At 35.6% G+C, this 19,204-nt stretch carries 26 protein-coding genes; 5 read left to right on the plus strand and 21 right to left on the minus strand.

All coding sequences use genetic code 11. From position 1 onward, the window contains the following. Positions 1-288 precede the first annotated feature (288 nt). Positions 289-795 (plus strand): hypothetical protein, encoded by a 507-nt coding sequence (locus AA0017_RS11140; RefSeq protein ID WP_413381991.1) that lies wholly within the window; start codon positions 289-291, stop codon positions 793-795. Between the two features lie 73 nt (positions 796-868). Here the strand turns inward: AA0017_RS11140 and AA0017_RS11145 are convergent, their stop codons facing one another. Then, positions 869-1,414, minus strand: coding sequence for a DUF402 domain-containing protein (locus AA0017_RS11145; protein WP_413381994.1), 546 nt, complete (start codon positions 1,412-1,414; stop codon positions 869-871). Positions 1,415-1,585: 171 nt separating this feature from the next. On the opposite strand from AA0017_RS11145, the gene AA0017_RS11150 reads away from it, so the two are divergent. After that, entirely contained in the window at positions 1,586-2,041 is a 456-nt protein-coding gene (locus AA0017_RS11150; RefSeq protein WP_413381996.1) for an HIT family protein, read from the plus strand. Between the two features lie 487 nt (positions 2,042-2,528). Here the strand turns inward: AA0017_RS11150 and AA0017_RS11155 are convergent, their stop codons facing one another. Then, positions 2,529-3,440, minus strand: a complete 912-nt coding sequence (locus tag AA0017_RS11155; protein ID WP_413381998.1) for an SDR family oxidoreductase — start codon at positions 3,438-3,440, stop codon at positions 2,529-2,531. 627 nt (positions 3,441-4,067) lie between these two features. On the opposite strand from AA0017_RS11155, the gene AA0017_RS11160 reads away from it, so the two are divergent. After that, positions 4,068-4,595 (plus strand): GNAT family N-acetyltransferase, encoded by a 528-nt coding sequence (locus AA0017_RS11160; RefSeq protein WP_413382000.1) that lies wholly within the window; start codon positions 4,068-4,070, stop codon positions 4,593-4,595. A 24-nt stretch (positions 4,596-4,619) separates the two neighbouring features. Here the strand turns inward: AA0017_RS11160 and AA0017_RS11165 are convergent, their stop codons facing one another. From AA0017_RS11165 to AA0017_RS11210, 10 genes are all read right to left on the minus strand, one after another. Then, entirely contained in the window at positions 4,620-4,808 is a 189-nt protein-coding gene (locus AA0017_RS11165) for a hypothetical protein (RefSeq protein ID WP_413382003.1), read from the minus strand. A gap of 60 nt (positions 4,809-4,868) precedes the next feature. Continuing rightward, on the minus strand, positions 4,869-5,840 hold the full coding sequence (locus tag AA0017_RS11170) for a phosphotransferase enzyme family protein (RefSeq protein ID WP_413382006.1): 972 nt from the start codon (positions 5,838-5,840) through the stop codon (positions 4,869-4,871). 1 nt (position 5,841) lies between these two features. Next, positions 5,842-6,060 (minus strand): DUF6366 family protein, encoded by a 219-nt coding sequence (locus AA0017_RS11175; RefSeq protein WP_413382009.1) that lies wholly within the window; start codon positions 6,058-6,060, stop codon positions 5,842-5,844. Between the two features lie 37 nt (positions 6,061-6,097). Next, complete coding sequence (locus tag AA0017_RS11180; protein ID WP_413382012.1) at positions 6,098-7,129, minus strand: serine hydrolase domain-containing protein; 1,032 nt, start codon at positions 7,127-7,129, stop codon at positions 6,098-6,100. Between the two features lie 153 nt (positions 7,130-7,282). Next, positions 7,283-7,954 (minus strand): hypothetical protein, encoded by a 672-nt coding sequence (locus AA0017_RS11185; RefSeq protein ID WP_413382015.1) that lies wholly within the window; start codon positions 7,952-7,954, stop codon positions 7,283-7,285. A gap of 14 nt (positions 7,955-7,968) precedes the next feature. After that, positions 7,969-8,508, minus strand: a complete 540-nt coding sequence (locus AA0017_RS11190; RefSeq protein WP_413382018.1) for a GNAT family N-acetyltransferase — start codon at positions 8,506-8,508, stop codon at positions 7,969-7,971. A gap of 436 nt (positions 8,509-8,944) precedes the next feature. Further along, positions 8,945-9,223: a GNAT family N-acetyltransferase gene (locus AA0017_RS11195; protein WP_413382023.1), complete on the minus strand. Its 279-nt coding sequence runs from the start codon at positions 9,221-9,223 to the stop codon at positions 8,945-8,947. 160 nt (positions 9,224-9,383) lie between these two features. Continuing rightward, positions 9,384-9,911, minus strand: coding sequence for an NUDIX domain-containing protein (locus AA0017_RS11200; protein ID WP_413382026.1), 528 nt, complete (start codon positions 9,909-9,911; stop codon positions 9,384-9,386). A 139-nt stretch (positions 9,912-10,050) separates the two neighbouring features. Next, on the minus strand, positions 10,051-10,551 hold the full coding sequence (locus tag AA0017_RS11205) for a GNAT family N-acetyltransferase (protein ID WP_413382029.1): 501 nt from the start codon (positions 10,549-10,551) through the stop codon (positions 10,051-10,053). A gap of 33 nt (positions 10,552-10,584) precedes the next feature. After that, positions 10,585-11,109, minus strand: coding sequence for a hypothetical protein (locus tag AA0017_RS11210; protein WP_413382032.1), 525 nt, complete (start codon positions 11,107-11,109; stop codon positions 10,585-10,587). Positions 11,110-11,314: 205 nt separating this feature from the next. Between AA0017_RS11210 and AA0017_RS11215 the strand changes: the two genes are divergently transcribed. Beyond that, positions 11,315-12,016, plus strand: a complete 702-nt coding sequence (locus AA0017_RS11215) for a lysophospholipid acyltransferase family protein (RefSeq protein WP_413382035.1) — start codon at positions 11,315-11,317, stop codon at positions 12,014-12,016. A gap of 131 nt (positions 12,017-12,147) precedes the next feature. On the opposite strand, the gene AA0017_RS11220 is transcribed toward AA0017_RS11215, so the two are convergent. Genes AA0017_RS11220 through AA0017_RS11230 form a run of 3 tightly spaced genes read right to left on the minus strand, consistent with a single transcriptional unit; the run spans position 12,148 to position 13,434 of the window. After that, entirely contained in the window at positions 12,148-12,309 is a 162-nt protein-coding gene (locus tag AA0017_RS11220; protein ID WP_413382038.1) for a hypothetical protein, read from the minus strand. Between the two features lie 23 nt (positions 12,310-12,332). Beyond that, positions 12,333-12,656: a phosphoribosyl-ATP pyrophosphohydrolase gene (locus AA0017_RS11225; RefSeq protein WP_413382040.1), complete on the minus strand. Its 324-nt coding sequence runs from the start codon at positions 12,654-12,656 to the stop codon at positions 12,333-12,335. A gap of 25 nt (positions 12,657-12,681) precedes the next feature. Continuing rightward, entirely contained in the window at positions 12,682-13,434 is a 753-nt protein-coding gene (locus AA0017_RS11230; protein WP_413382043.1) for a DUF2087 domain-containing protein, read from the minus strand. A gap of 175 nt (positions 13,435-13,609) precedes the next feature. Between AA0017_RS11230 and AA0017_RS11235 the strand changes: the two genes are divergently transcribed. Continuing rightward, positions 13,610-14,083, plus strand: coding sequence for an effector binding domain-containing protein (locus AA0017_RS11235; protein ID WP_413382046.1), 474 nt, complete (start codon positions 13,610-13,612; stop codon positions 14,081-14,083). Between the two features lie 157 nt (positions 14,084-14,240). Here AA0017_RS11235 and AA0017_RS11240 read toward each other — a convergent pair whose 3' ends face one another. From AA0017_RS11240 to AA0017_RS11265, 6 genes are all read right to left on the minus strand, one after another. Beyond that, positions 14,241-14,636, minus strand: coding sequence for an NUDIX hydrolase (locus AA0017_RS11240; protein WP_413382049.1), 396 nt, complete (start codon positions 14,634-14,636; stop codon positions 14,241-14,243). A gap of 313 nt (positions 14,637-14,949) precedes the next feature. Then, positions 14,950-16,131 (minus strand): RtcB family protein, encoded by a 1,182-nt coding sequence (locus tag AA0017_RS11245; protein WP_413382561.1) that lies wholly within the window; start codon positions 16,129-16,131, stop codon positions 14,950-14,952. A gap of 206 nt (positions 16,132-16,337) precedes the next feature. Continuing rightward, positions 16,338-16,757: a hypothetical protein gene (locus AA0017_RS11250; RefSeq protein WP_413382052.1), complete on the minus strand. Its 420-nt coding sequence runs from the start codon at positions 16,755-16,757 to the stop codon at positions 16,338-16,340. Positions 16,758-16,762: 5 nt separating this feature from the next. After that, complete coding sequence (locus AA0017_RS11255) at positions 16,763-17,677, minus strand: phosphotransferase enzyme family protein (protein WP_413382055.1); 915 nt, start codon at positions 17,675-17,677, stop codon at positions 16,763-16,765. 180 nt (positions 17,678-17,857) lie between these two features. Continuing rightward, a complete protein-coding gene (locus AA0017_RS11260) occupies positions 17,858-18,691 on the minus strand; it encodes an STAS domain-containing protein (RefSeq protein ID WP_413382058.1) in 834 nt (277 codons plus the stop codon). Between the two features lie 241 nt (positions 18,692-18,932). Next, positions 18,933-19,160: a hypothetical protein gene (locus tag AA0017_RS11265; RefSeq protein ID WP_413382060.1), complete on the minus strand. Its 228-nt coding sequence runs from the start codon at positions 19,158-19,160 to the stop codon at positions 18,933-18,935. Between the last annotated feature and the right edge of the window lie 44 nt (positions 19,161-19,204).

The following is a 19,204-nucleotide window of genomic DNA, read 5'->3' on the forward strand; positions in this document are numbered from 1 at the left end:
CTACTTATTTTTTCTTTTATTATTTTCATATGATGTTTTATTTGCATCCAACGATGAATATATTAAAAACATATGGACCTAAAAATCAAACTCTCCAAAGCGATAGTTGCTATTAAGGATATTCACCTAAGCGGATTTTACATCATCCTACGTAATTAGACCTATTAAGATCATTTAAATCACGATAACTGTCACAATTTTTACAAAAATGGAGAATTTGTTTTGACATACAATTTAATCCAAATTATACTAATCTTTTACCAATTCTATAAACAAGGAGGAATTATTATGATCGGTGAAGTAGCTGTTATGCTTGCAGGTGCATTTATCATTGTTATTCTATTATTTATCGCCATTGCCATTACACTTTATTTATTACTCGGATTTGGTCTAAAACGACTTTCAGAAAGGGAAGGGCTTGATAACTCTTGGATGGCCTTTGTTCCATTCTTAAACCTTTATTTAATCGGGTTAATTGCTGAGAAACAATCAAACCAATCATGGAAGCAGCACATACCACTTGCTTATCCCGGACTTATCGTAGGCTCAATCATATTAGATTTTATTCCTGTTATCGGATTTTTGCTTTCGATTGCATCATTGGCCTTTAGTATTTATGTGATGTTCTTACTTTATGAAAGATATAGTAGTCAGGCTATACCATTTACCATTTTCACCGTCATCACTTTCGGAATTCTTTTTCCGATTCTCATTTTCATTCTACGAAACAATGAAAAACTTACAGATGCCGATATTAAAAAAATCGACGGACCTGATCCTGTTAATAAATATTAAAAATTAAGGTATAGCCGATTTTGGCTATACCTTTTGTCACTTTATAAATTAACTAGAACTTTTGCAAACCAATTCATTTTAAATTTTTTAATAAATCATCACGGTGTTTTTTTGCCAAATTTAAAATTTCAAATTTTCCGTCTTTAATATCATTTATGATTCGGTTACCTTCTTGCCAGGCTAGATCATATAATTCTTGTTCAATCATTTCTTTCTGAAGGCCTTCTTTTAATTCATCCTCGTCTTTTACAATCACTTCACCCGTTGAGAGAACGATTAGATCAAGAAACAAATCTTCAAGCCAAGGAACTCCTTTTTGATCAACGCCATTTTGTACACAAATATCAATATAAGACTGAATCCAGTCTCCATCCTGATTAAACATCGTCGTAACAGCATGATGTTGATTTTGAGGAAAATGCTGTAACCACGTATATCCGTCATTAGCAATACAAAGGGAATGCTCCTCATAACTTACGATAAGCGGATGACTCACTTTCACCATCTTTAAAAGGGTAATATGACCAGTAAATGGTTGACTGTTCATAAAGGATTGGGCATATTTTCTTTTTTTTATTCTTTTCCATTTTAAGCGATCCCCATATTTTCGTTTGAGCATACAACCATCCTCACCCTTACTTTTTTCCTAATTATATCATGTTTTTTTTGCTTGAATTCATAAGTAACAGTGTTCTAATACGATAATTATTAACTTTTTCAAAAATTCCACCACTCTTATCTTTTTTTGTAGTATACTTTGTAAAATTTACCTAAATAAGGAGAGGGAACAATGGATGACTGTTTTATTTGTTCAAAACATAAGGGAATAATCGAAACTTCAGGAATCACGATTTACGAGGATGAGTTTGTTTTTGTTGGCCATATTGACCAAAAAGAGCAACCACACTATTTAGGTCATCTTATGATCGATTTAAAAAGACATGCTCCAACACTTGGACATATGACATCCGAAGAAGCCAAAGCTTTTGGAGTGGCAATAGCTAGAGTCAGTAAGGCTTTATTGGAATCGGAAAATGCAGAACATATTTATTCCTATGTAGCCGGAAATGCATTGCCACACTTACATTTACATCTTGTACCTCGTTATCCAAATACGCCTCAACAATTTTGGGGACCAATGGCTGTATACGATTGGGAAAAAGCCCCTTTTGGTGATACCGATGCCGTCAAAAAATTATGCCAGCGTATTAAGTTCTATTTAGAAACTGAGACGACAAATGTATAAATTCAGCTGGGTTGGAAGTGAGAATACATTTATTGATACTCCTCATCTAAAAAAAGTCGGACATTTAAATCTTGCTAGATTTGGTGGTGTATCATATGCTGGAGATCGGGAGTGGGCTGTGAATGTTTTAATTTGTTTTCAGAAAAAGTGTTGTAGCCCCTTTTGCTCTCTTTTTCTGGACAGTTTCTGTTATCACTTCTGCTTTTTGTCCTTTAAACCTACTTTCATGGACAATTTTTCGATTCTCCTCTCACGGCTGTCCTATAACCCTCTTTACTTGGACAACTTCATGATTCTCCTCACATGCTTGTCCTATAACTCTCTTTTCTCGGACAATTTCACGCTCCTTTTCTCTCGGCTGCCCTATAACCCTTTTTCATGGACAATTTCACAATTCCCCTCTCCCGTTTATCTTGTAACCTCCATTCTTCACATATAGAAATATAAAAAAACGACTACTCCAATAAAGTAGTCGCCACCAAAATCATTATCGATATCCTTCTACACTGGCTTCTTTTCCTGCAAATTGGACTTCCTCCATATAGCGCCAGCAATCTGGTCTTGTGCCATCGATGTCATTAAATTGATACTTTTTCGCTAGGGCTCCGCTTGATAATGATTTTCCGGTTAATTCTTGCTTTTTTTCATCTACGGCTAAAGCAACCACAGCCTTCCCAGTAAAGCGAGGTGACTCTGAAATCGCAAAATGTGGTTCTTTTTTAATCGCATCATGCCAATTTGCTTCCGTTACGCCAAAAACCTCAAGCATAATCTCAGAACGCATCCAACCTGGTGTTAAAGAAATCGCCGTTCCACCATAAGGTTTCAACTCATGTGACAGTGCTTTCGCCATTCGAATCACTGAGCTTTTTACAAGGTCATAATAAATCGGTTGTCTATAATTTTGATTGTTAAACTCTTCCGTTCCATCTGTCATTTCGATAACTAACCCACCTTCCTTTTTGATTAAAAGTGGCAGAGCGAAGTGGCTTGTAATTAGATGCGTATCAACCGCTAAGCGCAACATTCGTAACCCTTTTTCAACAGAATGTTCCCAGACCTTTTTATCCCATTCTACCAAGTATTCACTACCCCAAATATCGTTCACCAAAATATCGAGCTGACCTTGTTCAGATTCAATCCGTTGGACGAGTTTTTCGACTTGATCCGTTTGCAAGTGATCAACTTGTACTGGAATCCCTACTCCTCCAAATTCGTTGACTAAATCAGCCGTTTCTTCAATCGTTTCTGGTCTACCGTATTCCGATTGACTTTCTCTCGTTGTCCGCCCCGTTATATATACAGTCGCTCCGGCAGCCCCAAGTTCCATCGCAATCCCACGACCAGCACCTCTTGTACCACCTGCTACTAAAGCGACTTTCCCTTTTAAATTTGCCATTCTTTCCCCTCCTAAGTCCCCTTATTTTACCCTTGAAACCATCACAAAAACAGCCTTCCTACGAATTTTTTTAGGAAGACTTTTAACTCTTTTATTAAAAAATTTAACTAAGCCCTTAAGGCAGACTGAATATACTGGAACAATTCTGCATCTAAACCAAACTGAATCGGATTATTCGGATTTTCTTGGTAAAATCTCTCGGCTTGTTGCTCAAACTTTTTATTCCCATTTGAGAATGAATATGCGATTTCTTCCACATAATAGCTAAACGTTGAACGTCCTTGTCAGTTGGAGGAGTCTCATGTTTCATTTCATTTTGTAACTATTTTAATAAGTCTCTGAATAATAGCTCCATTTCATTCAAACGCTTTGGTGGAATGGTCTGATAATGTTCCTTTACTTGCTTTAACTGTTTCACCGAAACATAGGACTCTCGATTCGATTTCATCATTTGACCATTTTTAATGATTAAATTATTTTGATCTCACATTGATTTTCCCCTTTTCCTATTAATGCCTTGTTTTTGATTTGATTTTAAGGAAAAAAGAACAAAAAAGATTCAAATCCCTTTATATTATTTCGACTTTTCCGAATATAATAATGTTAGATAAAAGAGAGGTGATGTAAATGGGGGATTTAACAATATTACCAATGAATCAAAAATACGCGTTTGAAATTCTTCAATGGCGTTATCCAAAGCCATATGATTTTTACAATATTTATTATTCGAACCACGCCTTATCAGAGCTACTAGAGGAAAATTATTTTGCAGTAGTAAATCAAAACAATGGATTGGTTGGCTTCTTCTGCACAGGTCGCTCTTCACAAGTCCCATCAGGTGTGCTAGTAAAAGCATATGAAAATGACTGTACCGATGTAGGTTTAGGAATAAAACCTCATTTAACAGGAAGAGGAAATGGCTACGATTTTTGCTCGTTCATCTTTTCATATATCCAGAAACAAAAAACTTCTCAAACTAGCTTACGATTAACCGTTGCTACTTTTAACCAAAGAGCGATCCGTTTGTATAAAAAGTTAGGATTTATAAAAGATAAACAGTTTCACCACCATCAAATTGAATTTATGACTATGGTCAAACCGTTTGAAAAAGAGTCCATCATCGTTCACTTTATTGGGAAGGAGATCATTTTATGAGGAGACATCTTCTTTTCTTCAAGTTTATGGGGAATTACTTTTCGCTCGTTCGTGTGAAAGGGTCCATTTTTTTAAAAGCCATGGGATTGTATGAAAAAAGAAAATAGCAGAAATCATCGAGTAAAAAAACATAGGTTCAAGAATATTTGCTAAGAACAATGTAAATAGAGAAAGTAATATAAAACTACGCCAAATAAAAATAAAGTTTTTCATTTCAGAGCCCTCCTTAACAATCTCAGATTTCTTTTTCATAACTCATGATAGAACCCCCTTTTATTCGAGTAGCTGTTCTAATTGCTCATAGTGATAAGTAAGCCAAATCATTTCTTCGTAAAACCTCTGTGCTGGTTTAGAAGTTTGCTCTTTTTTCTCTGTAATCCACCATGTACTTTCCATATACCAGAGAAGTCTAAGTGAATTGAGTAATTGTCTCTTGCTAAGTTGATGATATTTGTTATAGCCGTTAATAAATGAATCGATTAACTCTGTCTGTGATTCCCCTTCAAATAATGTTGCCGAGATAATCATTCTGGCGACATCAAGTAATGGATAATCATATTTTAGCCGATCAAGATCAAGAATCGCTGCTACCTTACTCTCATTAAATAGTACATTATCAAGCCATAAGTCACGATGGGCCCAGCCAGCGTCGATTTCACTTATTTCAGTGAGAGCGATCTTTTTCGTTAAAGTTATTTGCATTTCAATTAAATCAAACAATGTTTTATCAAACGCTTTTTCCTTTTTTTGTTGCCAAAAATGAATTCTCACATCCTTTGGTGGTATGTTGAATGCAGGAACTAAAACTGATGATTTTTCCCCATTTAACCATTTATGCATTTTCCCAGTTTGCAAGCCTAAATCATACATTTGTCCTGCACTCACATGACCAGCGGAAATGATATCTCCCTCCACATAATCCATTATTACAAAAAGCTCGCCATCGTTAGACTTCAGCATGACTTCTTCTCCAACATCTAATAATTTAGGCGTTGGAAAACCTTCTTCAGATAGTCGGATTTGTCGTTTTAAAGCATCATGTAATTCATGCCAATCATATTTCGCTAACCGCTTTTGATGATACTGTTTCACGAGAAAAGTGCCGTTCGTTGTATCCACTTTCCACTTTAAGTTTAAATACCCTCGTTTGATTGGCTTTACCCCTACTACTTCCCACAAAAATTCTTCCTTACATTTTATCAAAATACCTTCTAATATCGCTTCTTCCTTTAATAGTCCGTTCACCTTAACTCCCCTTCATTACATAAGCAACAATTAATCCAATCAAAATTAAGACTATAAGAACTAAAAATCCTTTCCAACCAAAACTACCAGTAAGATCGGCTAAACTACCACTATTAGCACGATTAAAAGAATCCCCTAAATTTCCGGTCGGATTTCTTTTTAGTTCTTCTTGCCTTAAGCGCTCTCTTCTTTCTGCAGGTGTTTTCTGATCTTTTGTCACTTTAATCACTCCTAACCTCTAGTTGAGTTTAGATTCCTTACCCTATATTATGTTTAAATGATTGATATATATCACCTATTAACCCTTTTGTTTGATGAACACCTAAGTCTGTGTTTGTCATAATAACAAAGCCTTTTTCTAAAGAAGGATAATAAATGAGCATCGATTGAAAACCAACTCCCCAACCTAAAGAGGATATTTCAAGTTGCTCATTTTCTCTATCTAAAAATAGCCCTAACCCCGCATATGGATGCTCTTCTGTTGTTTGAAGCAATTCATTGAGCGTGTGAACACTAATTCCTAAGCGACTCCTACCTTGTAACGTTTGATTCCATTCCATCATTAATTTAGCCAAATCGGTCGACGTCGACCACAGTCCAGACGCAGCATGGAATGGATAAATCGTTTCTTCCTTCAAATAAACCTTTCCGCTTTTATGATGTCCGTACGTTGCAAGTTTCGGTACAGTCAAGATTTCCTGCCAATTAAATGTACTGTTTGTCATATTTAAAGGTTGAAAAATATGCTCGTCCATTAGCCGTTCAAATGTTTGACCAGTTGTTTTTTCTAGTACATATTGAATGAGACAATATCCTGCATCCGTATAAGCGAACTGATTTGCTTTTGATTGAATCAAAAGATTTTCCTTCATATAACTTGTTTGACCAATTAGGACTTCCTCCATTGTTGGGAAATGAGCTGTGCTTAAAGGTGAAAAACTATGTTCTGGATCATGAACTCCTGCTTGATGCCTGAGTAATTGTCTTAAGGTCATGTTATGTTGAACTGGATGACCAGAGTTGATAAATCCAGTTTGAAATAACTCATCTTTTAAATCCTTATCTAAATCTACTTTTTTCTCATGAGCAAGTTTTACGGTTAAAAAGGCGGTTACAAACTTGCTTATTGAGCAAGCATTAAACAAAGTCTCTTCCTTAATTAATTCAGCCACTTCTTCTCTTTTCTTTCCACAGCAAATCACTTCGCTTTTTTCTCCATCAATAGTCGCTAAACTAAGCCCGACTACACCGTACTTTTGCATTTTCTTCTCAAGGACCATTTGATTCATCGAACACACCCCTTATATGTTTAGTTTACCACAAAGGCGAATGTACGTTCCTATAAAAATGGTTTATTTATCTAAATATTTTGATTATATTTCAACTTCTCCTTTTATAGGGAAATCAGAAAGAATCATATTAATTAAATTAGCTATAAATCCTTACCTCTTCACTTTCAAAGTCTCGTAATGAACCTCAAACAACACTTGTTCTTGTTCGTCTAATACGGCACTCCTGACAGCCTCGATAATTTCTGTTGCTTTTTCTTCTGTAAACTCTTCAATCGTAATTAACCTAATTTCATCACGTAATCCATCTCGCCATTTTTTTCGTAGCAATTCATCAAAATATTCGTTCATATGAAAAGAAGCTAACTTTAAATTACTCTGTGTTTGACGAAATTCTGCGTAATAGTCACTCATCGTTTCTTTGTCAGCTGGGTAAAAAGTGATTGAAATGACAAGTTCAATCCATTCACTATCTGATGTTTTAAACCTCCATTTATACGAATCGGTCATGTCTGTGTTGGAATAAATAAACAGGTTTTTATCTGTTGTCCATACACCTTTTCCGGCATTAGATTCAACATATCGACCGTCCCCATCAATCACCACATCAAATTCATCTAAATTGACTACATCATAGAAGGATTGAATAAAATATTGACTCGTAAAGATTAAGCAAATGAAAAAAACACTACTCAAAAACATTGGAATTTTCCATATGAGTTTTTTCTCTATGGCCTTAAGTGTAGTGACCCAAAATAAGACAATTAAACTAACCTTTATAATGTAAAAGATAACGATAGCCCAATCCGGCAAGATAAAAGTCATTTCTATCCTCCTTCTTAAAATGATTGTTTGTTTAAATCAATCGGAGCCTTCTGCCCTTTTTCCCAGTCCGTTCTAATAACGGCATAAAGAAGAGAGTCAGAAACTTTCCCATTCTCATGCTCCCATGACGAGCGTAAATAGCCTTCTTTTTGAAATAAACTTTTTGAGAAAACCTTACGCATCGCAATATTATCAGCGCGGGTATAAGCTTCCATTCTTAACTTATCCTTTGAACTAAAAAAAACATAATTAGTGGCCCAGTTGATGCATTCCAGTCCAAATCCTTTTCCCCTAGCAGTTTCACTTAGTCTTAAATCATAGAATAAAGGCATTGTATCAGATATATCGGCAATGATTAAGAGTCCAACTTTTTGAGTGTTCTCTAAAACCCAAAATGTTTCCTTATCATCTGAGAACCATCCATTTCGATAAAGCTTTTTTATTTCCGCTTCTGTTGGACTAGGGTCAGAATGGTAGGACCAAGTGGACTGCGTGTATAACTTGATTAATTCTTCTAATTCATCCTCTAATTTTATATATGTTAGTTTACTCATTATGATAGCCTCGCTATTTGAAGTTTTTTTCACAGATTCATAGTTTAAGTACCTTTAATTTTCCCCCTAAATACCCACCAAGCTCTACATTTTTATTATCCTTTAAATTTAACCAGCGATAATGATAGAGCCATCCATTGTCTTCATCAGCACTTTTCACTCGTACTGAAAAATAATGGAGACATCTTCGGCAACCGCTCCCGGAATACACTCCGCGTCCGTGGGCATCGCTTCTGCCTCCTCGGTTTTATACTTTAGCCTTCGGGGTCTTCCGCTGATGCTATTCCCACTGGAGTCTCCGTGTATTCCGTTCGCTAAGTATAGAGTTTTCCAAATAATCGTAGCTGATCACTTATTTTCATTCCAGCTCTAAATAAGCATGTTAGTCTTTCGTGATTTCTTCTTAGCTTTTTCAAGTTGATGTAACTATTTGACTTCATTCACTTGCCTCGATCTCTTGATATTCTTTTTTCTTTTTAAACTCTGCTTTTGCGAATGGACAAAGTGGGACAATTTTTTTGTTTTGCTTTTTCATCTCAGTAACGACGGAAGCGACAAGCTCTGAGGCTATGTTTTCCCCACGCCTAGATTCATCCACAAATGTGTGGTCGAGGATCACTTTTCCTTCATCTGTAGCCCTATAGGTTACCTCGCCAATCATTTCCCCATTTTCATTATTAATAAAATGTCGATTCGCTTCTTTTTGAATTTCCACTACAAATCACCCTTAAAATAGATTTTAATTTCAATGAATCGCATTGGTTAGTATCGACATTCCCTCATTTATTATCCATATTTATTTTTACTCGTACAAAAATTGTTCCTCCGTCATTTTTTCTAAAGATAACAACATTTATTCACTTACTTTTCCCTTTTTAACTTGGCTTCAAATTCTTATGAAATGTTTCCCAATCCTCTAACAACGCCCAAGTGATCGCTGGGTTTTCTCCATTTGCTTTCATTGTCCCTACATAAACTTGTTCATTTTTTTGTTCGTTCCTATAATGATGGATGATTTCTTTTGTCGTAGCCGTCACACTCGTATTCCTAATCACTTTCTGGTGTTGCCAACTTAATTTCCCTTCATCACTTTCCAATAATAGACGAGCTTTTGTTACGTGACCAAAAAAGACATACTGCATTCGAATTTCCTCTATTCCCTTCATTCGTAAAACAATATATTTTAATGTTAGATGATGAATATCCTCTGCTCTTAAACCCGTTTCTTCCTTTACCTCACGTAAACAAGCCACTTTCGGTTCATTCATTTCTGCTGTTTCCATATGACCACCGATCGGAACCAACATACCTGGTAAAAAGGCTGACTTCTCTTTTTTTTGTAAAAACAAGATTTGCTCATCTTCATTCATTAAAAAAGCGACAGCCATTTGTCGTAACCTCATTTAACCACCTCCATGGAGCATTTCAACATTTTCTTAAGATTGGATATTTTCTAATATTTTACCATATAATGAAATTTGGATCAGTGCACAAAATAAAAAGCAAACCTACTAGATTCAGGTTCGCCTTTTATTTTTAATTTTAAATATACAAGACCATTAATTCCTCATCAAAATACTGTTCGTTAAATTTTAGGGCGTTCCGCTCCACACCATAGACTTCGAACCCTATGGACTGATATAAACTCTTGGCTGCCTTATTTTCTGACACGACGGTCAATTTAATTTGTTCCAAACCAGTCATGTTTTTTGCCACTTTTATTAACTCAAGCAAAATCGCCTTGCCTATTCCCTGACCTCGTTTTTCTGGTAAAACAAACATTCCAAAGACATTTCCTTTGTGGACCGTTTTAAAGTTACTTTCGCGTATAAAAGTCAACATACTAACTAATACATGATTGTCAAAAAATCCCATAACAAATTTATCCTCAGTTGGCTTTAACCGTTTTTCTATCATCTCTAAGGTGAATGCTTTTTCCCGCTCATACGTTGAACCAAATGCTTCCGGATTGATTAATAAAGCCTTCAATCGTAGTTCTTGATACAACTTTGCATCCGTCTCATTTAAAAACCGTAAATTCATCTGCATCCCCTCTTTGTGAAAAAATAAAATCTATTACCAATGACCATAAAACATCATTCGCTCCATAATAGCCACAATTAAGGTGGTCATCACATTGACCGAAATGACCACGCCTAAAAGAACTCGTTTGTCTTTGCTATATTTTTTCAAGAGTAAATAAATGAGCGGTACTTCTATAGATAAAGTTAAAAATAAGTAACCAGTTAAGACAATATAATAGGGTCCTGCGGCAAAGGCATCATACCAAGCATAGGACCACCCTCCAGAAATGGCTTGAAATTCAATCGCTCGAAATATGTAAGGAAAGAGAAAAGAGACAATATTTGCAACCATAATTATCAATGCTGCAATTACTTTTATAAGATAGTTTTTAACTAATTTCCCTAAAAACAAAATACCTATTATTTCAAAACAAAGTGTCAAGATAATCGCCAATGGTAATATTTCTTTCGGACTTGAAGTGAGCCATTGCCAAGAAGAATTAGCATATCCAGTCGAATGGAACATAAAAGTAAATAAAATTAAAGAAAGAGTGACTTGAAATAATTGATTTTTCAAATATAGTTCTCCCACCTAAATAAGATTTATTAATCTAAAATTCTTCAAACGATATAAGAACTCCTCCTTCAATAAAACTGTCAATGAATCAAGAAGCTTATTTTGATTTTATCGTAAAAAAACAGTATGATAGTTTTTGGTATTCACCTTTGACTATCATTTTTAGTCTTTATTTGAAAATAGCTTCAATTAGAGGAGTGTCAACATGCGTAATATTCTGGTTTATGGACATGCGATTTTATTTTTTATTAGCATTATTCCTAGCATGCTTTGGTTAAAAACACAAAATGAAGAAGTTCGTTATAGAAAAACAAATCAGCTCGCCAAAAAAATAGCAACAAATACATTAAAACTTACCGGAACAAAAGTGAACGTTAAAGGCCTTGAACACATTAAGGATGATGAACACTACTTGTACATTTCCAACCATCAAGGGAATTTTGACATTCCTTTATTGCTTGCCCATGTAAATGAAGATTTATCGTTTATTGCTAAAAAGTCCCTCGAAAAGGTCCCTTTATTCGGCCAATGGATGACGAATAAAATGTGTATTTTTATCGACCGCGAAAACCCACGGGATGCAGTCCGACAATTAGCCAAGGCTGGTGAAATGGTAAAGGATGGTAAGCCGGTTTCTATTTTTCCTGAAGGACACCGCAGCAAAGGTGATTCAATGGGTGATTTCGGGAATTCGGGCTCAAGAATTGCCAAAAAAGCAGGCGTTAAAATTCTGCCGATTACCATTAACGGCTCTTATCGAATCATGGAAGAGTTGAACGGGAAATTCCAACCAGCCAATGTAACTCTAGTTGTCCATGAACCTATTGCTCCTGCCGAATTCAGCTCATTGTCGGAACTAAATAAAGCAGTAGAAGAAACGATTCAATCTGCCTTACCGAAAAACTAACTATAAAAAGTAGATCAGAAGCACTGGCTCCTAATCTACTTTTTTAATTGCTACTTAGGGGTGAACGGGCTTCCTCTCTCTTTTTTACACAACATCCCCGGCCAAAATGAGGTAAGCCGTTAGTTTCATCATCAACTGTTTCTCTTTTCCACAAATAAGAGAATGAATGTCGCGACAGGTCCAAGTACTAACGATAACAAAAACCAATTAAGTCCCGTTCGATTCTTTCCTTGGGCAAGACCTGCGTTAATTAAAGCTAACGTTCCCCAGCCGACAAAAAAGCTTTCATTCATTTTCATTCCTCCAATCAAAATATTTAATCTTCTACCTCGACTAAATAGATCCGTTTATCAAAGGCTCCCCTTTTTATACGTTTGTCTTCTCGAATCGTTTCAAGTATTAACTCATTCGATTGATGGGTCTTGGCGAGTGCAAATATCACTTCTAATACATCAGCTAGCTCTTCAACGGCTTCATTGTCTGTTGGAGCGGCCATATACTCATCGATCTCTTCTTGAAGTTTTCTTCGTAACTCTTTTTGATATAACTCTTCATCTAACTTTTCAATAGAATATTTTGCACCTGTTTTTCCGATTATTTCTGGTATCTGGTCACGGACCAGTTTATTATAAATTGGCATCGCTACACTCCCCTTTATTAATCGTTTACTTCAGCCAATACTCCAAACCATCCTTATTTCTTTCCATAAATCCATATTCAATTAAATAACGTCGAATGGTTGCAAAGTCAGGATAAATTCGTTTTAAAATCTCACTTACTTCCTTCTCTGTATACACCTTTTTCCGCTCAAACCGATTTGTGATTTGCTGTAAAACAATTATTTTCCGCTTTTCTTTACTAGGGAAAACCGCCAATGGTCCAGCTACCCCCTCTTTAAAGTACGTGCTCAATATCTTTTCTTTTTCCTGCTCAGTCGTTATATAACGTTCATCCACCATTTTCGCCCCCTTATGTACACTCACTAATTTATCTTCATCCTTCTCCAGTAAACTTTTCATAATCGCTAAAAAGACTTTTGCTTGTTTTTCCTTCTCCTTTAACTTAAAACGGTGATTTCGGACTGTTGAAACACTTCCAATTCCAAGCTTTTCGGCCACTTCTTTATCTGAAAGTCCATCATAAAATGCTCGAATAAGCTCACGCTGTTGCTCTGTTAAGCCGGTATATTTTTTATCAAAACCTAGTAAAGAATCTAAACTTGAGTGGTGCTTGTCTTTAATATGATAAACTATCGCTTTTTTGGCCTCTAATAAAAACTCTCCTTGTTTGTAAATAATTCCATCCTCGCACATATAATCACATAAAAGGCATTGATAAAGTCCACTAGCAGGTTCATAACGAAAGCCTTGTGCCATCTCATCAACCGTTGAATCCCAAAAATCATTTTCATTTATCAAAATCTATACACCTCACACATAAAGTAAACAAAACTTAATTTTGTTTATTAATTTACAAACAACATATCATATCATCTATATTTTAATCAAATCATTTATTTCTCTATATTTCATTAAAGGGGATTTTCCTGTTGAGCTCGAACTAAAAATAAAGGATGATTGAGGAGGTTTTTGAATGGATGCCAAATTTAAATTGACACCTTTTTTACAATGCCAGCTTGTCGAAAGAGAATATTTATTAGTTGGTATTAGTACAACCACTCTTTTTCCAAATGGCTTTCCAACTGAAGCCAAAAAAATACAACATCAGTTTTTGAAAAGAAAAGACGATGTGCAAGCCGTTAAAGATAACACCACTCTTATTTCTCCTTTTTTATGTAATGAGGTTTTGGCCACCTATTTTGCTTGTTTTGAAGTGAGAGAGTCCGTTCCGCAACCAGAAGATATGTTAGAAATTCCTTTAAAGAAAACAAAATATGCCATGATTACTTGTACCAATAAAACAATCAGTGAAGGGTATGAACGCCTCTTTCAGTGGATGCACAAAGTTAGACTTCAACAAAAATTGATAGGTGCAACCCAACTAGAGATTTTTTATTTAGAAGAAGGCGAAGAGGAAGTCAAAGTAGAATTGTTAATCCCGGTTTAAGTGAGACTATCGGTCGCCTTACATTACAATCAGTAAAATTGTATTAACCCTTAATAAAAAAAGAGCTCTAATACTGTATGACAGTGAATCAGAACTCTTCTATCTTTAGGAAAAGGCTATAATAGTTCTCCAAGTTTTATTACATTCATAGCCTTTTCTAATCTGTTATTCTTTTCCTTAATTCCTCCCCTAATTCCTCTGGTCTTACATCAATGGAGGAAAGTTGAGATAATCGCAGCCATACAGGTTCATAGGTGCCACGATTTCTCTCGTCACTATACTCCTCCCCAACACCTGTACCGAGTGTACCCGCAAGAATTTTTGCTTGAAAGAAAAATTGTTGGCCATTAAATTCAATTGTCTTTATTAGTTCACCAATTTCTACCTCTATCCCTAATTCTTCATAAGCTTCTCGCTTAGCTGCTTCTTCTGGCGTTTCTCCGTTTTCAATCCCACCACCAGGAAAAACATAATACACCTGCCCCTCTCTCATTCGTTTAATCAAGACAACCGCATTACTCTCTATAATTACAACACCACTGCGAGCTCTCATTGTATTTTCCTTTCCTTTTCTATTTACTCTCGTTAAGAGACACTTAACTTGCCCTCAATCTCTTTTTTGTCCTATAAACTCCCGTTATTGGACAAACCCCTTTGCTCTTTCTCTTTTTTGTCCTATAACCCCTAGTTATTGGACAAAGCACTCCTCCATCTCTCTTTTTTGTCCTATAAACCCCAGTTATTGGACAAACTCTCTTCTGTCCCTCCTCTATTTGTCCAATAAAACACAAATAGAGGACAAAACAAGGCTCCCGTCACCCGCTTTGTCCACTCATTTAATTTACCTTTTATCCAATCACCAGCTATTAATCCTTATAAGGGTCCATTTCTCCTGCTCCGGCCATACAGACACCAATTGGTTTCAGACGGTGCTTCACATGAAGAGTTTCATCATGAGCAGCAAGAACTTCTGCTAGTTTTTTGTATACAAATGGACTTTCATCAGTGCCTGCACCTCGTAGTTCAACGCCAAAATCTTTGACCGCCGTATACATTTGCTCTGGCGAAATTTCGCCACCACTTCGTTTTTTTGTTTTCCAATTCATTCTACCAGCCGCTTTTGTGCGGCTCATCACCCGACCAGCTCCGTGTACAGTACTATAAAAAGCATCGACATTCTCAGCTGAATCTTTTCCTTCTACAATAACCGAATAATCACCCATGCTGCCCCCGATAAACCCTAATTGTCCTGGCGCTGATGGCGTTGCTCCTTTTCGAACGACGATTAAGTTTTTCCCATTATGATTCTCTTTCCAAGCAAAATTATGGTGATTATGAACAGTAAAAGTCGCTTCTGCTTGTAAAATACGCAACACTTTCTCAATCACATAATCTCTTCCCGCATAGGCATATTTACCAGCTAAATTCATCGCTCGATAGTACATATCACCAACTTCTGTATTTAAATCTAATAAAGTTGGTTCAGCTTCCATCTTTTCACCTTGTACATTTTCGCTAAACGCTTTCCCTTTAGCTAAGTTCAAAAATCCACTCGCTGTTTTATGACCGAAACCACGGCTACCAAAATGATTGGCAACCCAAATATCATCTGTTTCTGCCTCAACAAAAATATCGACAAAATGATTGCCTGAACCAACTGTTCCTAATTGACTTCTTGCTAATTTTTTCAAGGAATTATGCTCGTGTGTACCAATTTGTTGATAAACGGACCAATCTGGATCATCAAAAAGCTCATGATCAACCTTTTCTTGATTTTTACGACCAACTCCAAAAGAAATTTGAGCGGCTACTTGGTCCATAATTGAACTTATATCCTCTTTAATATCTTCATATTTTAAATTCGTACGAACCGCTTTATTTCCACAGGCAATATCATAACCGACTCCTGATGGCGAAATTTGACCATCATAAACGACGACACCACCTACAGGCTGGCTATAACCATAATGATGATCGGCCATTAACAGTACTTGTTCGACTTGCCCGTACTTTGAGCAAGCGACCGCTTGATTAACTGCATTTTCCATAGGAGTTCCCCAAACACGAACCCCTTCAATTTCTTTATACACACTAATACTCCCTCTCAAAATCAACTGTTTCATTATGTAAAAGCCATACACTCAGTTTGAATACACTCTCATTTTATTTCATTTACACATACCCTTCAATCCACAAATCCTTTATTAAATTTCAATTTCTCTTTTTCAACAAATACCAGACTTCAAACAATCATTTATAAAATTAAACCTTTCCATTCATCTTGTTCTTCTCTAATAAAACGCTCAAGTTCCAAGATCATATTATCTAATTGGTTAAATTCAGTAGTTAAATAAAATTGGGCTTTGATTTGTTCTGGTATTTCAAGGGTGTTATTCACATTCACCTCAATCGCGATTCTCCCTAGAACATCCTTCAAATAAAAACGCAAGGACAAATAGTGAGTTGCTTCCAAACTTCCAGCAGACCAATAATAATCATTTTTTCCTAATTTTTCAATAAATAGTTTTATGCCTCTCTGGAGTTCATAAAGTTCCTCATTATCAGTGTAGAGCTTTAAGTTCAACTGGATATCACTGTTTTTTAATAAAAGCCTAACTTGAAAAAAATCAATATCTTTCCAAACTTTTTTCATATGAAACGCATAATCATTCAAGACTTTCACCATACCTGTTTTAGTTTAGATTGATTTTCAAAAAGCCATAAAAGCATTTCTTTATTTCGACTATACAAATGTTCATCCTGAAGGAAAAAGGCCATAAAGATTAATTGAATCGCAAGCATCACGTGCCAAATGAGCTCTTGTTCCTCCTTTGATAACGGGTTCGTTTCGTTATAACTTAAGCAGAGTTCCTGAACAAACAGAAACCAGTCGTGTCTTTTCGATTCAAAATCAAAAAGTTCATTTAAAATACTCGTGGAGCAGTATGCTAAATCAAATAAACGTAAATTAACCTCCGCTTGGTCAAAGTCAATTACCTCTGCCAGTTCACCACTTTTATAGATCATATTAAATAAATGCATATCACGATGAATGACTTGCTTTGGCAACTTATTCATTTTCACTTCTAATTCTTTGTTAAAGACAGCCCAAATCGGTGCAAGAGAAGCAGTATTATCAACCGCATTGATTTCTACATGAGCAAACTCCTTTACCATATTATACAAGTTTTTTGTTGGATACAGAAGTGTCATTTGTTCACTTGCCATTGCTTTATGTAAAGAGGCTATCGTTTCTCCAAGCACAGCAGGCACTATCGGATTACGGATACATTCGTCAGCGAAAAAAGTTTCCCCTTCAATAAAATGATAAAGACAATAAACATCTCCTGTAAAAACAGCATAAAATTCCGCGTCTTTTGTATGAACGAGAACTTGCACATTGATGCCTTGCTCTTGAATAAACGAAAGCAACTTCGCCTCTCTTACAATGGATTCTTTATCTTTTTTTCTTTTTAAGACAAAATGTATGTCATTAATTGTGGTAATTTTTGCTGCTTTTTCAGATAACTTGATCGCCGTTTTTAATTCAAGATCCCAACTATCAAGAATCGCTATTACCTTTTTAATCTCCATGTTACCTCCCTTGGAATGAAATACGAATTTTCAAAGAATTATATTTTAAATATTCAAAATATTTATTTTATCTTACCATTCTTTTATTTAATTGTGAATTTCGTCGAATCATTTATTATTGGTTTTTTAGAGAAAATAAGAAAAAACGATCGCGACTGCCATCGTTTTCTTATTTACTATTTAGGCGTCAAATACATTCTTAGCTGAAAAAGCCTGTGCTAGTGACGAATGAGTTTCAACGGATTTAAAGTTAATACCTAATTGGATCGCTGTTTGAGCGATTTCAGGACGGATGCCAGAAAGACTTGCCTTCGTTCCGATTAATTGTAAGCCTTCAATTACTTGAAAAATCTTGCTCGCAACCATCGTATCGACAATCGCAACACCTGATAGATCAATGACTAGGTTCTGCACTTGTAATTCATTACATTGTGCTAACGTCTTATCAAAAATGACTTGAGCTCGATGTGTATCAATATCCCCAACTAAAGGAAGGATCGCTACGTCTTTTCTGATCGATATCACCGGAGAGCTTAGTTCTAAAATCATCTCTTGTTGAGAACGTAACAACTTCTCAGACTCCACGATATTACGTTTACTAAATTCTTGAACGATCTTATTAAAGGCATTTGTTATTAGTTTGGTCCACTTAATTACTTCTTTATGTGACGGTTTCTCTTCTAAACTCTCAATATAATTCTGAATTAATTCAATATACTGTCCTTGAACATTAAAAAATTCACCGATAATTTGATCTAATGGTGTATTTAGATGTCCTTGGTCTTGAGCAATATTATCAACCCATTTATCGAATTCACCGTTTAATTTCGTTGTTTCTTCATTAAATAACTCGGCAAAATGCAAATGAAATTGATAGTTCTGATCTTTTAGTTTCTTAATTTGATTAGGATCTGTCGTACTATAAATTCCATCCTGAGTTTTATCCAGTGCCTCGTACCAGGCTTCTGTAAGCCCCCATGTTTGTTCCTTAAAAAATTCATAGACCGTTTTCATAATTTCGCTACCCCTCTTTATTATCTAAATTTATTGTACGAAATGACTAGTATTGTTAAGCCTTTAACAATATTAACGAATAACTTGTCCAATCGGTTTGGCAACGATTCGGTCATACTTATTCCATCGGCATCTCTATCCCATTTAAGAAAGATTTAGCGAACCTTTCCCTTTCAAAACAATGATCCGTTTAACACAAACGTACACCTATACCCTTGTTTTGTCACGATAAAACCTACTTCTAATCTTTTTTTCGATAAATTTCTATTTTTCCTTTCCAAGTGCTGCTTAACTGATCAATTGTTATGATTTGCCCAGGATTAAACATCAGCTGTCCATCTTTATTAAAAACTAAACCGACACCTAAATAAAAATTCGTATGGATTAACTCATTTTCATCGTTTTTCCAAATAATCACATCTTCAGTTTTTAACAACCTCTCCTCAAGTTCCTCCATTTCAAAAGCCAATACGTAATCCCGTTGTTTTAACCCTAGCAGGAACAAATCTGGCT

The sequence above is a fragment of the Alkalihalobacillus phoenicis genome (genome assembly GCF_047302405.1).
Taxonomy (GTDB): domain Bacteria; phylum Bacillota; class Bacilli; order Bacillales; family Bacillaceae_D; genus Alkalihalobacillus.

What these genes read in the sequence shown, in the direction of transcription:
- AA0017_RS11185 (WP_413382015.1), bottom strand. Translation starts at nt 7,954, where the DNA reads ATGACTTTTATCTTGCCGGATTGGGCTATCGTTATCTTTTACATTATA.
- AA0017_RS11200 (WP_413382026.1), bottom strand. Translation starts at nt 9,911, where the DNA reads ATGAGGTTACGACAAATGGCTGTCGCTTTTTTAATGAATGAAGATGAG.
- AA0017_RS11150 (WP_413381996.1), top strand. Translation starts at nt 1,586, where the DNA reads ATGGATGACTGTTTTATTTGTTCAAAACATAAGGGAATAATCGAAACT.
- AA0017_RS11225 (WP_413382040.1), bottom strand. Translation starts at nt 12,656, where the DNA reads ATGCCAATTTATAATAAACTGGTCCGTGACCAGATACCAGAAATAATC.
- AA0017_RS11140 (WP_413381991.1), top strand. Translation starts at nt 289, where the DNA reads ATGATCGGTGAAGTAGCTGTTATGCTTGCAGGTGCATTTATCATTGTT.
- AA0017_RS11240 (WP_413382049.1), bottom strand. Translation starts at nt 14,636, where the DNA reads ATGAGAGCTCGCAGTGGTGTTGTAATTATAGAGAGTAATGCGGTTGTC.
- AA0017_RS11180 (WP_413382012.1), bottom strand. Translation starts at nt 7,129, where the DNA reads ATGAATCAAATGGTCCTTGAGAAGAAAATGCAAAAGTACGGTGTAGTC.
- AA0017_RS11220 (WP_413382038.1), bottom strand. Translation starts at nt 12,309, where the DNA reads ATGAATGAAAGCTTTTTTGTCGGCTGGGGAACGTTAGCTTTAATTAAC.
- AA0017_RS11205 (WP_413382029.1), bottom strand. Translation starts at nt 10,551, where the DNA reads ATGAATTTACGGTTTTTAAATGAGACGGATGCAAAGTTGTATCAAGAA.
- AA0017_RS11145 (WP_413381994.1), bottom strand. Translation starts at nt 1,414, where the DNA reads ATGCTCAAACGAAAATATGGGGATCGCTTAAAATGGAAAAGAATAAAA.
- AA0017_RS11260 (WP_413382058.1), bottom strand. Translation starts at nt 18,691, where the DNA reads ATGAAAACGGTCTATGAATTTTTTAAGGAACAAACATGGGGGCTTACA.
- AA0017_RS11215 (WP_413382035.1), top strand. Translation starts at nt 11,315, where the DNA reads ATGCGTAATATTCTGGTTTATGGACATGCGATTTTATTTTTTATTAGC.
- AA0017_RS11160 (WP_413382000.1), top strand. Translation starts at nt 4,068, where the DNA reads ATGGGGGATTTAACAATATTACCAATGAATCAAAAATACGCGTTTGAA.
- AA0017_RS11190 (WP_413382018.1), bottom strand. Translation starts at nt 8,508, where the DNA reads ATGAGTAAACTAACATATATAAAATTAGAGGATGAATTAGAAGAATTA.
- AA0017_RS11235 (WP_413382046.1), top strand. Translation starts at nt 13,610, where the DNA reads ATGGATGCCAAATTTAAATTGACACCTTTTTTACAATGCCAGCTTGTC.
- AA0017_RS11165 (WP_413382003.1), bottom strand. Translation starts at nt 4,808, where the DNA reads ATGAAAAACTTTATTTTTATTTGGCGTAGTTTTATATTACTTTCTCTA.
- AA0017_RS11245 (WP_413382561.1), bottom strand. Translation starts at nt 16,131, where the DNA reads ATGGAAAATGCAGTTAATCAAGCGGTCGCTTGCTCAAAGTACGGGCAA.
- AA0017_RS11255 (WP_413382055.1), bottom strand. Translation starts at nt 17,677, where the DNA reads ATGGAGATTAAAAAGGTAATAGCGATTCTTGATAGTTGGGATCTTGAA.
- AA0017_RS11155 (WP_413381998.1), bottom strand. Translation starts at nt 3,440, where the DNA reads ATGGCAAATTTAAAAGGGAAAGTCGCTTTAGTAGCAGGTGGTACAAGA.